Raw genomic sequence first — 13,094 nt, 5'->3', positions numbered from 1 at the left:
TATATTCGTTTTATAATTTATATGGATGCATTGCTGAAATAGCCGTTTACAAAACGCCAAATAGCAAGCACATGAGTATCTTCTAATTCTTCGGGTAATAAAGCCTGTGGCATCCCCTGGCAGTTTATCAATTGCTTTCCTTCCAGGTTTATCATCATTACTCCCCAACTACATTTGTAAGCGTGCCTATATTGCCGATGGTGATGTTGATTACGTCGCCATAATTCAGTGTGAACGAATCGGGCGGTACGATGCCTGTACCGGTCATGAGATAAGCGCCCGCCGGGAACGACATTTCCATAAAAAGGTATTTGGCAAGCTCCTGGTGCGTGCGTTTCATCCTGCTGATCAAAATATCATCAGCAAACATCAACTCATCGCCCCTTAAAATTTCCAATTGGATCTTAGTCTCGGGTGATATAGGCGCTGCTGGCACATACAGGCAAGGCCCAACCGCTGCTGCGCCATCGTATGATTTTGCCTGTGGCAGGTATAGCGGGTTTTCGCCTTCAATATCTCTCGACGACATATCATTGCCAATCATGTATCCTTCAATAGTACCCGCGCTACAAATAAACAGTACCAGCTCCGGCTCAGGAACGTTCCATTTGGAGTCCTTGCGGATGCGTACGGTGCCACCTGTGCCAACCGCACGGTGTGCAGGCGATTTGAAGAATATCTCGGGGCGCTCGGCACTGTAAACCTTGGCATAAAAATCGCCGCCGCCCGCGTCTTTAGATTCCTCCATGCGGGCATCCATGCTGCGCAAATAGGTTACGCCCGATGCCCATATTTCCTGGTTGGCGATAGGTGCGCTCAGCGTTTCCAAATCAGCAGACAAAGCATCGCTGGCTGTAAGGTTCGAGATATCGTTCAGCACCGCATGATGCAGTCCTTCGCGGTTAATGAAAGCATCCCAGGTCCATGCTGCCGAGCTATAAAGCTGCCCCAGGTATTTAACAATAACTTTATCAGTAGTTTTAAAAATGTGCATAGCTGTTCTTTATAAGCCGCATTACTGCGGTACTAATTGTTTGGTCAAAAAAATACGTTCGTTCGGTTACAATTGGTTACAGTACAAAGAATGTTAAAGCAAATGGCATTATCTTCTAAAAAACCACAGCGATGATTTTTACACAAAAAAATCGCTCCTGCAAACTCAGACTTACACTTTAAATTACTTTAAATCAAAGCTTTCATCATTTGAGCTAATTGGTTTTTTATGCCAGTACGAGGCCAGTAATGAGCCTGTAATATTCATCAATGTTGAGAATATTACGGGGGCCAGGCCAAGCGTGCTTATTTTACCCATGCCTTTTGCCAGCCCTGCTGCCATGCCGCCATTTTGCATCCCAACTTCTATGGCTATAGTGCGGCAGTCGCGCTCTTCCATTCCCAATAATTTTGCCGACCAGAAACCAAGCAGGTAGCCGCCTATATTGTGCAACAACACCAGCACAGCCAATAATACGCCCACCTTAAGCAGGCTATCGCGCCCGGCGGCGGTAATAATGATAATGATGCCGATAATACCTGCCATTGACACCAATGGCATAACTTTTTTGAGCCAGGTGGCACGCCCCTTGGCTACCGACGAAAAAAGCAGACCCAGCGCAATGGGTATCATCACCATTTTAAAGATATCCGCAACCATTAGCCAGGGGTTTATTTTAATGAGCGGGCCGGCAAGTAAATTCATTAAAAAAGGCGTTACCACCGGCGAAAGCAATGTGGATATACTGGTGATGGTAACCGATAGGGCCAGATTTGCCTTAGCCAGGTACGATACTACATTTGATGCCATGCCATTGGGGCAGCAACCAATGAGTATGATACCCGCCGCTACTTCCGGCGGCATAGCTGCAAACTTTACGCTTAAGGTGGCAATACTAAAGCCGAGTAATGGCATGATGATAAAATGGCTCACCACGCCTATCAATATCCCTTTTGGGGCCTTCAATACGCCCAGGAAGTCCTTGTAATGCATAGAGGTGCCCATGCCAAACATAATCAGCTGGATAAGCGGGATAATCAGCGTAGCGTATTTAAAGCTACCATAGCTTACAAACAGCTCCGGGTAATAAAGCGCGGCTACCGCTGCCCCAAAAATCACCACCGTGTATGCGAAGCTTTTGGTTTTTGGAAATGCGCGTGCGCTGATGGCCAGCAGCAAAAAAAACGCAAGCAGGTAGGGGCCGGCATACTCCAGCCCCCTAAAAGCAATGGTTAATAAAAGCGTTACAAATGCTGCTATGGCTAAAGCTGTGGTGGCTTTATAAAAAGCGCTCATCCGCCACACCATCAGGCAAAGAAAGGCACGCCCGGCACGGCGTATTTTTTAAGACCCTCTTCATTTATCTCTACCCCAACTCCCGGCTTATCAGACAAAACCAAGAAGCCTTTTTCGATAAATGGTTTATCGTAGGTTACGATCTCTTTCCACTTAGGTTCGGTATCGCTTAGCGTTTGCCATTCCATAATATGAAAGTTGGGTACCGAAGCACAAACGTGCGCCGTAGCCATAGCCCCCAGGAACGAGCCGACCATATGCGGCGAAAACGGTACGTAATACAAGTTGGCCAGGTTGGCTATCCGCTGCCCCTCGCCCAGCCCGCCGCACTTCTGCAAATCGGGCATTACAATATCTATTCCTCCTTCGGATAGCAGCCTGGTATAGCCGTACGCCAGGTAAAAGTTCTCACCGGCGCAAATAGGCGTCGTTGTTTCCTGGGTTACGGTTTTATATACATCAATATTATCAGCGGGTACGGGTTCCTCCAACCACATCAAATTAAGGGGTTCCATCATCTTGGCTACCCTTCTGCCCGTGGTGGCATCATAGCGGCCATGCATATCTACGCAGATATCGATATTCGGACCAACCTCTTTCCTTACGGCGGCTATGGCGTTGAACATCCGGTCTAGCTCGGCGTTGCTTGCAGTCCAGTTATAGCGGTCAAACTTATTGGGGTCACGCGCATCGTCAATATCAAATTTTACGGCTGTGTAACCACGGTCAATGGCACCACGGGCTGCCTTAGCATAATCCTGGGGCACGGGATGCGTGGCGGTGTACAATTCCGTATCACAATACACCCGGCATTTATCGCGGTATTTACCGCCGAGCAGCTGGTAAACCGGTACCCCCAAAGCCTTGCCTGTCAAATCCCAAAGCGCGGCCTCAATGGCTGTAAGTACTGCAACGAACATACCCGACTGTGCCCCACCAAAAAAGTTAGCCTTGCGTATCTCTTCGGCTATGCGATTGGGATTTAGCGGACTGCGCCCTTTCAGAAAAAACTCCAGCCGTTTAACCAGGTAATAGGTGCCTGCAATGGCATCTACCCCCTCGCCCGATCCCCAAATGCCCTGGTTGGTATATATTTTCACAAAGAGCCCGCCGCCTGCATAGGCGCATTTAACCTCGGTTATTTTAAGGTCGGTTGGTGCTGATGCCTGCGATGTGCGCTCTTTGGCATCTATTAATCCCTGCCCAAATGTTTTACTCAGCGGTGCTGCCAGTGCAGCCGCGCCGGCTATAGAAGCCTTCGTAAGAAAGCTGCGCCTGTTTTGATGGTTTGACATAATGTATGTTTTTTGATAGATTGATTTACCAGGTTCGGTTTTTGAGGATGTTTTGTATTTGCTCTTTAGGTACGGGCAACTCGTTGATATGGGCATTTAGCCAGGCCGAAAAATCTTTTTCGATATCATCGCTCCAGCGGGCATCTATTTGCCCGGCGGTGTATTTGCCTTCTTTTAACCGCAGGTGGCCAAACATATCTCTCAGCCTTACTATTTCAGAGGTGGTTACTACTTTCTCGGCCAGGTGCGGCGGTATAAATATCACCACGCCGTTCTCGCCAAGCACTACATCGCCGGGCATTACGGTAGCCTGTTTAATGCGGGTGGGCTGGTTGATGCCAATGATCATGGTGTTGAGGTCGCCCGGTGGGTTATGGTAAGATGGATCGTAGCTCTCTACGAACGAGGTAAAACCGCCAATCTCTTTCAATCCGCGGATATCCCGCACGGCACCATTGTAAACAATGCCATTACCGGTTTTGGCAAATATGGCATTGCCCACATTGTCGCCAATGGTTGGCCCGTTCTTGTGCGCGGCAAATTGGTCGGCCACGTACACATCGCCTTTCACCAAAAGATCTACCGGCCAGGTATTCTGGCCTTTTTTACCTTGGGCTATACCCCTGTCGTCTATGGCTTTCCATACGTCGGGCCGTGCCGGCATAAATGTTGCCGTTACTGCGCGCCCCACCAAAACGCTATCGGGGTTTATTACCAACCAATTTTCGGTTAACTGATAGGCATAACCGGCGTTCTTTAATACGGCCCAGGCTTCTTCTATACTCACCTTTTTCATCCTGGCCAAAATTGCATCGGGCACTTTAGGGCGGCCATCGGCAAAGCGCTCGCCTTTCCACTCGGGGGTTAGGAATATCAATTCATCTTTGGTGATTTGCTGGGCCGAGGCCGTTTTACAAAAGATGCAGCAATGCAATAATGCAACACCTAAAATGCCGGTAAGTAAACGCCATTTTCTCATCATACAGTTTTAATTTGCACGCTGAAAGCGGGAGTGGCCCCGGGTACAACAGCAGCCTGGTTTAATTTGGGATTGGTTATAATCTTAACAAAGAATGGCATTATAAAACACGGAAAATACCATTAAAAAACAGCGATGATTTTTATACAAATGTTGGTTTGATAATGCGTAAACTTGCTTTTGATGGGCTCGGATTTACCGCACCCAAATAGCCGGCTGGGTTTTGCAATTCCCCAACCGCACACCAATTAATTATCCTGAATGAATCAACTGATACTTCAGCAGGGCTTATCCAAGGAGCTTGCGCACTTTCCGCATATACTTGAATTTGCCCACAAAAAGAATAATACCATCCAACTTAACTCGTTCAGCAGTAATGTTGCCGATTGTATTTGCCTGTATTATATTTTGGAAGGAAAGTTTACCTGGATAATTGATTCGCAGGAACACACCTTGTATCCCGGAGATTTTGCCATGGTATTGCCGGGCCAGTGTATTGGTGGCCAAAGCAGCATCATGAACATCGGCGCACTGTTCTGGATAAAAATATCTACCGAAGATAACGGCAGGCTGCTGCTGGGCAAATGGAGCGGCTTAACCAAAAAAGAAAAAGTATCGGTAAACCAAATATTGCTGATCAATAAAGAACAGCATGTTTTAAAACTAAAAGAGGCACATGCGCTGATGCACAGTTTGCAAGCCGAGCTGCAAAACGAAGAAGTAGGTTTTTACACCCGTGCCAACCAGCTGCTGGATGAGCTTTTTGTTTTGATAAGCCGGCAGTTTATCAGGCAAAATAATTCGAGGCGAGATTTCCCGCAAACTTTCTTAAAACTGGAACATGCCTTAAGGCAAGACCTGGCCCACCAATGGACGGTTGAAGAAATGGCCACGCTAATTGGCATGGGCACTACCGCTTTTACCGAGAAAGCAAAAAATTACTCCGGATTTTCGCCGCTGAATTACCTGATCAACATCAGGATAGCCGAAGCCACCAAACTGTTGAAAAGGAACGAGGTAAATATTACGGATATAGCGCTTAACACCGGCTTTTATTCGTCGCAGCATTTCTCAACAACTTTTAAAAAACTTACCGGCTATACGCCAACCGAATTCAGGAAAAATAAAACAACAGATCAATAGTATACATCATGAACTGTATCATCATCATAGAAATGGGCACGGCCGCAGTAAAGGTTTTTGCCTTCGACCTTTCGGGCAATTTAATCAGTTCCGCTAAGGGGCATTACCCTACTTTTCATGAACAAACCGACCATAGCGAGCAAGACCCCGAGCAGATGTTCATTACGATGTTATACATCTTAAAAAACCTGCTGATAGAGAAAATATACCCTAAAAAATATACGGTAAGCTGTATCTGCTTCGGCTCATCGATGCACAGCCTGCTGGCGGTAGATAAAGATGGCGTACCGCTGGGCAACGCCATTACCTGGGCAGATAACAGGGGCAAAAAAGAAGCTGCCGACTTAAAAGCCAGCGCGCTTGGCGAGGAAATTTATAAAGCCACCGGTACGCCCATACACCCCATGTCGTCGTTAATAAAAATTGCATGGATGAAAAATAACGAGCCGGAGAAATTCGGGCTGGCGAAAAAATTCATGCCGATGAAGAGCTATATCATACAGCAACTTACCGGCGCATGCGTAATAGACTACAGCATTGCATCTGCAACGGGGCTAATGAATATACACAATTTGGCCTGGGACCAGGCGGCATTAGATTTCGCGGGCATCACCCCCGAAGAGTTACCCGCCTTGCACCCTGTTTTTTACTCGGGCGTAACGCTAAAAAAAGAATATCAACGGGTTTTGAAGCTGTCGCCTACGGTAAAAATCCTAATCGGATCGAGCGATGGCTGCCTGGCAACCCTTGGTGCAGGCGTTTGGGGCAATAACATGGCTACCATAACCATCGAAGACAGCGGTGCCTTCCGTATCATAGGCGACCGGATTATAGAAGACCCTAAACAACAAATATTTAACTACCTGCTTACCGAAAAGCATATCATTACCGGCGGGCCAACCAGCAATGGCGGCGTGATATTCAATTGGTTTACCAAACAATTTGGCGATTTCCCAAAAGCGTTTGATATCGACCAATCCATGGAAATGCTGATACAGGAAGCGGCAACGGTTGAAGTTGGATCTGGTGGGCTCATCTTCCTCCCCTTTTTACACGGAGAACGTGCCCCTATATGGAACCCCAATGCCCGGGGCTGCTATTTTGGGGTAAACATACGGCACGAGCGCAAGCATTTCATCAGGGCTACCATAGAAGGGATATTGTTCGAAATGTATAGCATTGGCCGCACGCTGGAAAAGCACCGCCATATTGAAGGCCTCTCTATCAACGGCAACTTCGCTTCAATACCGCTTTGTACGCAAATGATAGCAGATATATTTAACAAACCCGTGAGTACGTTGAGCCATGGCGACAGCATTGGCAGAGGGGCCTTCCTGCTAAGCGCCACCGAGATGGGTATTTACCCTTCGCTGGAAGAAGCTTCTAAAACAGTAGCCATGCATCAAACCTACTATCCTAAGCCCGAAAACCACCAGGTTTACGCCCAGTATTTTAAAGTGTTCGAAAGCCTGATCACCAAGGTAGCAGATGAATTCGATATCATCTCCGACCTGCAACAGCGGTATAGCTAGTGACAAGAGTCCGTATCATCAATTAAAACCCAGCGTTAAATAAAAACACCGAATTTGGTCAATATAGGCTTTGTGCCCTTTGCGCTAAACTGTATGCAACCTTTGTGAACTTTGTGGTTAAAATTTTACCATAAAGTCCACAAAGGGAGAAACACAAAGAACACGAAGCCAAATTTGATTTTGAGTAAAATACCCAAAATGCATTTATGATACAGCCTCTTGCCCAGCAAAGAAGCCCTGCCGGTAAACTTAGTTCAGGTAAACTTCTGCCTGCAAGGCGCTGTCTTTTGAATTCGGGCCTATTAATATTTTATATTTCCCGGGGCGTAAGGTTAACTTCCCGGCTTGTTCATTCCATTTTTTGAGGCTGCTAAGCGGGATAGACACTGCAACATTTTTAGAAGCACCAGGGCTGAGGTTGATCCGATTAAATTGCCGTAATTCTTTTATCGGCAACATTTCGTTTACACCATCCGGGTATTGTATATAAACCTGCACAACCTCATCACCGGCCTTCGCCCCCTGGTTTTTAACATTAACCAGACCGGTTATTTTCCCTGCGCTAACTTTCATTTTTTGTTTTCCAAAGCTATAACCAAATTGGCTATAGCTAAGCCCAAAGCCAAAGGGGTAAGCCACCTCGCCTTTAAAATACCGGTAGGTACGACCAGCCATGGCGTAACTTTCAAACGGCGGCAAATCGCGGTCGCTTTTATAAAAGGTTACGGGCAACCTGCCGGATGGATTGTAATCGCCAAAAAGCACATCGGCAATGGCGTCGCCTGCAGCCTGGCCGCCATACCAGCCATTCACTATTGCCGGTATATGCTCATTTTCCCAATTCATGGCAATGGCGCTTCCGGTCATCAGCACAAGCACCACCGGTTTGCCTGTAGCATACAAGGCCTTTAATGTTTCGGTTTGGATAGCCGGGAGCGCTATGGAAGTGCGATCTCCACCCGAGAAACCGGGTTGGCTAACCGGCATTTCTTCGCCCTCCAGTTCGGGCGATATGCCGCCTACAAATACAATCACATCGGCATCGCTTACCCGCGCAGCAATAGCCTCTGGCTTGTTTTCTTTTACCCTGCCGGGTACCATTTTTATGGCAGCAATTCTGCCGGGCGCACTGCCCTGGTAAAATTCAAGTGCAATTTGATATGGCTTCCCCGCCGTATATTGCTGTACAAAATCAATAGTAGTTGAGCCGTGCTGCCTCCAGTCGGCGGCTTTCTCTACACCATCAACCAATAAGCGGTAGCCATCCCTCCCGGTAATTTTAAAACTGTATAGCCCCGTGCTATCCGGAACAAAAACCGTGGACCAGCGGGCCGAAAACCCATTCGCTTTTATGCCGCCCGCCACGTCGCCATTTTCGGGCCAGCGGTGTGCTATAGTTTCCCCATAATTGGTAAATACAGGCTCGCCGCTCAATTCCGTATTTTTAAAATAGGCTACCTTGAACCCCCGATGCCCATCGATTGAAAAAACAGCAGGGTTGTTTATTGCGGAGGCTACACGGTTATCGGTATAGCTGGTTGCCCGCTCGTAATACACATCGGTACCTGCACCAAACTTAGCTCTGATGGCCTTTAAGGGTGTGGTAATTACCGAAGGGAACCCGTTATAGTTGCCCAAAACCGAAGTTTCATTATCGGCATTGGGACCAATAACGGCGATTTTTTTATATGTTCTTTTTAGGGGCAGCAATTGACCCTCATTTTTCAACAACACGATGGACTGCCTGGCCATTTTAAGGGCAAGTTGCTGGTGCGGCTTGGCTTCCAATACTTCCCTACCAATGAGGTTGTATTTGCAATCCTTATCAAACAGCCCCAACCTGAAACGGATAGCGAATAACCGTCTTACCGAAACATTGATTTGCTCCTCGTCTATCAGTTTATCTTTAACGGCCTGCACCAGGGCTTTGTAAGCATCGGTACCGCATTCCAGATCGGTACCGTGGAATACGGCATCTGCGGCTGCACTTGCCGGGCCGGTATGGGTTTTATGGTTTTTAAAGAAATCGTCAATGGCCCAGCAATCCGAGGTAACGTAGCCTTTGAACTTCCATTGATTGCGGAGGATATCCGTCATCAGTAAATCGTTGCCGCAGCAGGGTTGCCCGCCCAGCGCATTGTAGGCACACATCACGCCAGCTACCTTAGCGTTAACGATAAGTTCTTTAAAAGCGGGCAAATAGGTATCCCAAAGGTCGTAGTTGCTGACGGTAGTATTAAAGGTATGCCTGGATGGTTCGGGGCCGCTGTGTACGGCAAAATGTTTAGCACATGCCGCCGCCGTAAGATAATGCGGGTCGGTGCCCTGCAAGCCGTTCACAAAGCCTTTTCCAAGTTGTCCGGTAAGGAATGGGTCCTCTCCATAGGTCTCCTGCCCACGCCCCCATCGCGGGTCGCGGAAGATATTGATGTTGGGTGTCCAATACGTAAGGCCATGGTAAATGCCCGTACTGCCGTTGGCAGCGGAAAGATTGTAGATAGCGCGGCCTTCCTGCGCAATGTAAGTGCCCATTAACTTAAATGCAGCTGGGTCCCAGCCTGCTGCCATACCAATAGCCTGCGGGTAAACGGTTACGTTGTATTCTGTGCGTGCAACACCGTGCAGGCTCTCGTTCCACCAATCATAGGCGGGGATGCTTAACCTGGTAATGGCAGGTGCTTTGTTGAGCATTTGCAACACCTTTTCTTCCAGCGTTAGCCGTTTTACCAGGTCGGCAGCCCTGGCATCAGCGCTAAGCTTTGCGTTTTGGAACGGCAACGCATTGCCTTGTGCTTTTAATTTATTGAGTGCGCTGCCGCAAATGCTACAAACCAGTATCAATAAAAATGGCTTGCTCCATCTCGTGTTTAAATATCTCATGGGTAATTATCGGCTTAAATAAAAAGCGGTTCCGTCGTGCCAGAATAGCTGGCCGACGGAGCCCTTTTATAATTGGTGGCGGCAAGTTATTGGTTTTGCCGATGGGTAACTTCTAATAAAAACCCCTGTTGATTTTTACACAAAATGGTTAAGAAGGAGTAGATGGATGAATATCAGCGGCAATGATTTAAAACACCGAAAAAACTCCGAAAAGCACAGATTTTTAACGGTTTTTAGGGCAAATCGGGGGCTGCTAAGGGCGCAAAAACCGGCAGGCAAATGCCTGCCGGAATAGCCTGATTTGAGTGCCTTTTTTCGAAATTTCTATAAAACAAACCGGACAAAACGCACTCACCAAAAGCTCTGCTTTTTCACCTATAGCGTGGATTAGTGTACCCTGAAATTCCACTTGGAATTATCGCTGTTCATATCAAATTTAGCCAGCGTAGGCGTGCTGTCTCCCGAAGATACCAAAGCCAGTTGCTCTTTGGCGTTTGGCACAACCTTCGGCATAATCCTGTAAGTGCCGTCAGTCAGTTGATCTATCCGCCATAATTGCTCCGGCGCACCGGTAAACGTTGGCACGGTGATCAATTCAGCTTCTGCCGTTGCGGCTAACGCACGGGTGGTGCCGACTATTACTATTTTATAATAAGGCCCGCCTAAATACCCCCCGGCACCGGGCACCGGTGAAATTGTCCATTTCTGATGAGGGCGAAACATGTAATCTCCAATGGTAACCCCTATGTTGGTGGTTGGCCAGTCCTTAATCACATCCGCTAATTCCTGTGAAGGTACCGGCTTTATAGGTTCATTGTTATCACGATTGAATCGCATCCCGCCGGGCATCCTGGTAAAATCAACCGCTAATTGTAATGCGTAACCCCTTCGCTCAGATTCTATTTCGTAAGTTCCGTCTTTGATGTTCTCGCCTCCAACGGGCCATCCGTTCTTCCAAAGTAATGGGCGTATGCCTAATACGCTACGGGCGCTTTGATCCAAATCGGCCTCATAATGGCAAGACATCTTTTCAATGCCGTTATCTACCACGAAACGGCCGAAATGCCCCGGCCCTATCAGCCTGTCGCCGGCTGCAAGCACCAGTTTGCCGCCCCCTTTCAGCATATCTCTGCCCAGTTTATCCAGGTATGGCCCGGTTACCTTTCTGGAGCGGCCTACCACAATATTGTAGGTGGAGTTGGGGCCGTCGCAGCAAGTGCCATGTGTGCCTAGCAGGTAATACCAACCATCCCGGTACAACAAATCGCTTGCTTCACAATCAATGGCTATATTCAACGCTTTGTTGCCTTTCACCCGCATACCGGTCTTGGGATCGAGCTCTATCAGGCGGATGTAACCAAAATAGGTGCCGTACGATAACCACAGCCGCCCGTCGGTAGGGTCGAGCAGAAGCGATGGATCTATCGCATCGTTATCCTCTATCCCATCTGATGAGGCAACTACCACTGCCTCCGAATACTTAAAATCCGGCGATTTTGGATCGAGCGATTTATTCCACATGGTGAGTATTTTACCATTATGGCCGCCAGCCAGCCCCCCACCGGTGGCACCATAGGTGACAAGGTAGCGGTCCCCTATTTTCAAAACATCGGGTGCGGCTCCCCTGCCGGGTCTCACGCCGCCCTCATTCCATGTCCAACCGTCTTCAGATATTAATCCGCCTCCAAACGTGCCGAATGTGAAATACTTCCCGTCAGATTCCGCGATTGTGGAGGGATCGTGTATAAATGGTTTGCCAATTTGTGCCACCGCCGTTAGGGTAGACCATAATGCAAAAATGGCTATAGTACTGATTGCCTTCGCTGTTAATTTCATCATAAACAATTGCTGTAGAAATTCGATCTAAAATTGTAGTTGATTATTGTAAACTTATCGTGACATCTTTTATCGGCTCGCCGTTTTCATCAAGTAGGCGAACACAAAAATCACTCAGTCCGGGCCCGTTAATCAAAGCGCCACGAATGATGTTTTTCCCTTTATTAAGCGTTAATCGGGGCGAAACGCAATCATCCATTACCATGCGCCTGTCTCCGTCAAGCGTTACTGCTTCTTTACCGTTAAGCCACCAGGTAGATCCGCCGTTTGAGCCTACCGCTAACCTTACATTTTGTATTTCCCGTGGGCTGTTCACAACCGTAACGGCCCAGAACAATACGGCATAGGTCTGTTTTCTTAGTCCATAAGCAAAACGAAACAGTTTGACATTGAAAGTTGGGCTCTCCAGCGCATGCCACAATAACTCCTGCTCGCCAACTTTTACTTTGTCGCCATCTTTGGGGATAATGGTAAACTGGTTTGGGAAATAGTCGGTTTCGAATTCCTTTTTCAGGTAGCCATTCGTAAAAACAAGATTGCTTCTTATCGATTTATTAATGGGCTCTAAAAGTGACCAGCGCTGAATAAACCCTTCAGAAGTGGGCATCTTCTTTGCTGTGGTTGCCTGGGTAAAAAATGGAACGAGCGTTCGATGGGTATCGTTTTCGGTTATACTATCAATCCTGGGTCTGGGTGGAAAAGACTGTGCCTGAGACCTAAACCCCGCCAAAATTAAAAAGCTCGCTGCTAACAAAAGTGCGTTGCGTTTAATATTCATAGTAGATACATTAACTTAAATGAATTTTAATAGATATATAAATTATCGGGGGCACGGTAAGTCAGCCCACCGTTGATGGAATGCATAAAATCAATTCCGTTCGAGTTATATGCCCCCATCAATCATTCAAAACTATGGTTCCGCAAAAGGACTGCATCACACTATTCGGCAAGAAAAGCGAACTTTTGTTCACGATGTGGCGAATGGACAAGCTTTAAAAGCTTTTCCAATCAATCGGCCGGGTTCGGCCAGGGTAACTTTAATAGAAATGCTCGATTGTTGCAAAACAACGATAGCAACTTTTTAAAATGCAGGCATTTAGGCATAGCCTGTATTTCAGCTTTAATAGCTGGCGTACCTG

10 protein-coding genes are annotated in these 13,094 nt (G+C 47.4%); 2 read left to right on the top strand and 8 right to left on the bottom strand.

Features of this window, described 5'->3' with window-relative positions; translation table 11 throughout:
- Window positions 1-17: 17 nt before the first annotated feature.
- From E2R66_RS28335 to E2R66_RS11940, 5 genes are all read right to left on the bottom strand, one after another.
- Window positions 18-158 (bottom strand): hypothetical protein, encoded by a 141-nt coding sequence (locus E2R66_RS28335; RefSeq protein WP_158288396.1) that lies wholly within the window; start codon window positions 156-158, stop codon window positions 18-20.
- Window positions 158-994: a fumarylacetoacetate hydrolase family protein gene (locus E2R66_RS11955; RefSeq protein WP_133230957.1), complete on the bottom strand. Its 837-nt coding sequence runs from the start codon at window positions 992-994 to the stop codon at window positions 158-160. The genes E2R66_RS28335 and E2R66_RS11955 overlap by 1 nt, the downstream gene beginning before the upstream one ends.
- A 183-nt stretch (window positions 995-1,177) precedes the next feature.
- Entirely contained in the window at window positions 1,178-2,290 is a 1,113-nt protein-coding gene (locus E2R66_RS11950) for a bile acid:sodium symporter family protein (protein ID WP_133230959.1), read from the bottom strand.
- Window positions 2,291-2,301: 11 nt separating this feature from the next.
- The gene (locus E2R66_RS11945) at window positions 2,302-3,585 is read right to left on the bottom strand and encodes a mandelate racemase/muconate lactonizing enzyme family protein (RefSeq protein WP_133230961.1); all 1,284 of its coding nucleotides are present in this window, start codon (window positions 3,583-3,585) and stop codon (window positions 2,302-2,304) included.
- A gap of 25 nt (window positions 3,586-3,610) precedes the next feature.
- Window positions 3,611-4,567 (bottom strand): RraA family protein, encoded by a 957-nt coding sequence (locus E2R66_RS11940; RefSeq protein WP_240049301.1) that lies wholly within the window; start codon window positions 4,565-4,567, stop codon window positions 3,611-3,613.
- 258 nt (window positions 4,568-4,825) lie between these two features.
- On the opposite strand from E2R66_RS11940, the gene E2R66_RS11935 reads away from it, so the two are divergent.
- On the top strand, window positions 4,826-5,707 hold the full coding sequence (locus E2R66_RS11935) for an AraC family transcriptional regulator (protein WP_133230963.1): 882 nt from the start codon (window positions 4,826-4,828) through the stop codon (window positions 5,705-5,707).
- A gap of 8 nt (window positions 5,708-5,715) precedes the next feature.
- Window positions 5,716-7,239: a gluconokinase gene (locus tag E2R66_RS11930; RefSeq protein ID WP_133230965.1), complete on the top strand. Its 1,524-nt coding sequence runs from the start codon at window positions 5,716-5,718 to the stop codon at window positions 7,237-7,239.
- A 249-nt stretch (window positions 7,240-7,488) separates the two neighbouring features.
- Here the strand turns inward: E2R66_RS11930 and E2R66_RS11925 are convergent, their stop codons facing one another.
- The 3 genes from E2R66_RS11925 to E2R66_RS11915 all read right to left on the bottom strand — a co-directional run bounded on the left by E2R66_RS11925 (window position 7,489) and on the right by E2R66_RS11915 (window position 12,562).
- Window positions 7,489-10,119: a glycoside hydrolase family 3 C-terminal domain-containing protein gene (locus E2R66_RS11925; RefSeq protein ID WP_133230967.1), complete on the bottom strand. Its 2,631-nt coding sequence runs from the start codon at window positions 10,117-10,119 to the stop codon at window positions 7,489-7,491.
- 387 nt (window positions 10,120-10,506) lie between these two features.
- Window positions 10,507-11,958, bottom strand: coding sequence for a family 43 glycosylhydrolase (locus tag E2R66_RS11920; protein WP_192901967.1), 1,452 nt, complete (start codon window positions 11,956-11,958; stop codon window positions 10,507-10,509).
- Between the two features lie 40 nt (window positions 11,959-11,998).
- A complete protein-coding gene (locus tag E2R66_RS11915; protein WP_204985908.1) occupies window positions 11,999-12,562 on the bottom strand; it encodes a hypothetical protein in 564 nt (187 codons plus the stop codon).
- Window positions 12,563-13,094 lie beyond the last annotated feature (532 nt).

The organism is Mucilaginibacter psychrotolerans, assembly GCF_004519315.1.
GTDB lineage: Bacteria > Bacteroidota > Bacteroidia > Sphingobacteriales > Sphingobacteriaceae > Mucilaginibacter > Mucilaginibacter psychrotolerans.
This window is presented reverse-complemented; position numbering and strand designations above follow the sequence as displayed.

Excerpts from the sequence above, each read along its gene's own strand:
- E2R66_RS11950 (WP_133230959.1), bottom strand. The coding sequence starts at position 2,290 with ATGAGCGCTTTTTATAAAGCCACCACAGCTTTAGCCATAGCAGCATTT.
- E2R66_RS28335 (WP_158288396.1), bottom strand. The coding sequence starts at position 158 with ATGATGATAAACCTGGAAGGAAAGCAATTGATAAACTGCCAGGGGATG.
- E2R66_RS11945 (WP_133230961.1), bottom strand. The coding sequence starts at position 3,585 with ATGTCAAACCATCAAAACAGGCGCAGCTTTCTTACGAAGGCTTCTATA.
- E2R66_RS11940 (WP_240049301.1), bottom strand. The coding sequence starts at position 4,567 with ATGATGAGAAAATGGCGTTTACTTACCGGCATTTTAGGTGTTGCATTA.
- E2R66_RS11935 (WP_133230963.1), top strand. The coding sequence starts at position 4,826 with ATGAATCAACTGATACTTCAGCAGGGCTTATCCAAGGAGCTTGCGCAC.
- E2R66_RS11930 (WP_133230965.1), top strand. The coding sequence starts at position 5,716 with ATGAACTGTATCATCATCATAGAAATGGGCACGGCCGCAGTAAAGGTT.
- E2R66_RS11915 (WP_204985908.1), bottom strand. The coding sequence starts at position 12,562 with ATGCCCACTTCTGAAGGGTTTATTCAGCGCTGGTCACTTTTAGAGCCC.
- E2R66_RS11920 (WP_192901967.1), bottom strand. The coding sequence starts at position 11,958 with ATGATGAAATTAACAGCGAAGGCAATCAGTACTATAGCCATTTTTGCA.
- E2R66_RS11925 (WP_133230967.1), bottom strand. The coding sequence starts at position 10,119 with ATGAGATATTTAAACACGAGATGGAGCAAGCCATTTTTATTGATACTG.
- E2R66_RS11955 (WP_133230957.1), bottom strand. The coding sequence starts at position 994 with ATGCACATTTTTAAAACTACTGATAAAGTTATTGTTAAATACCTGGGG.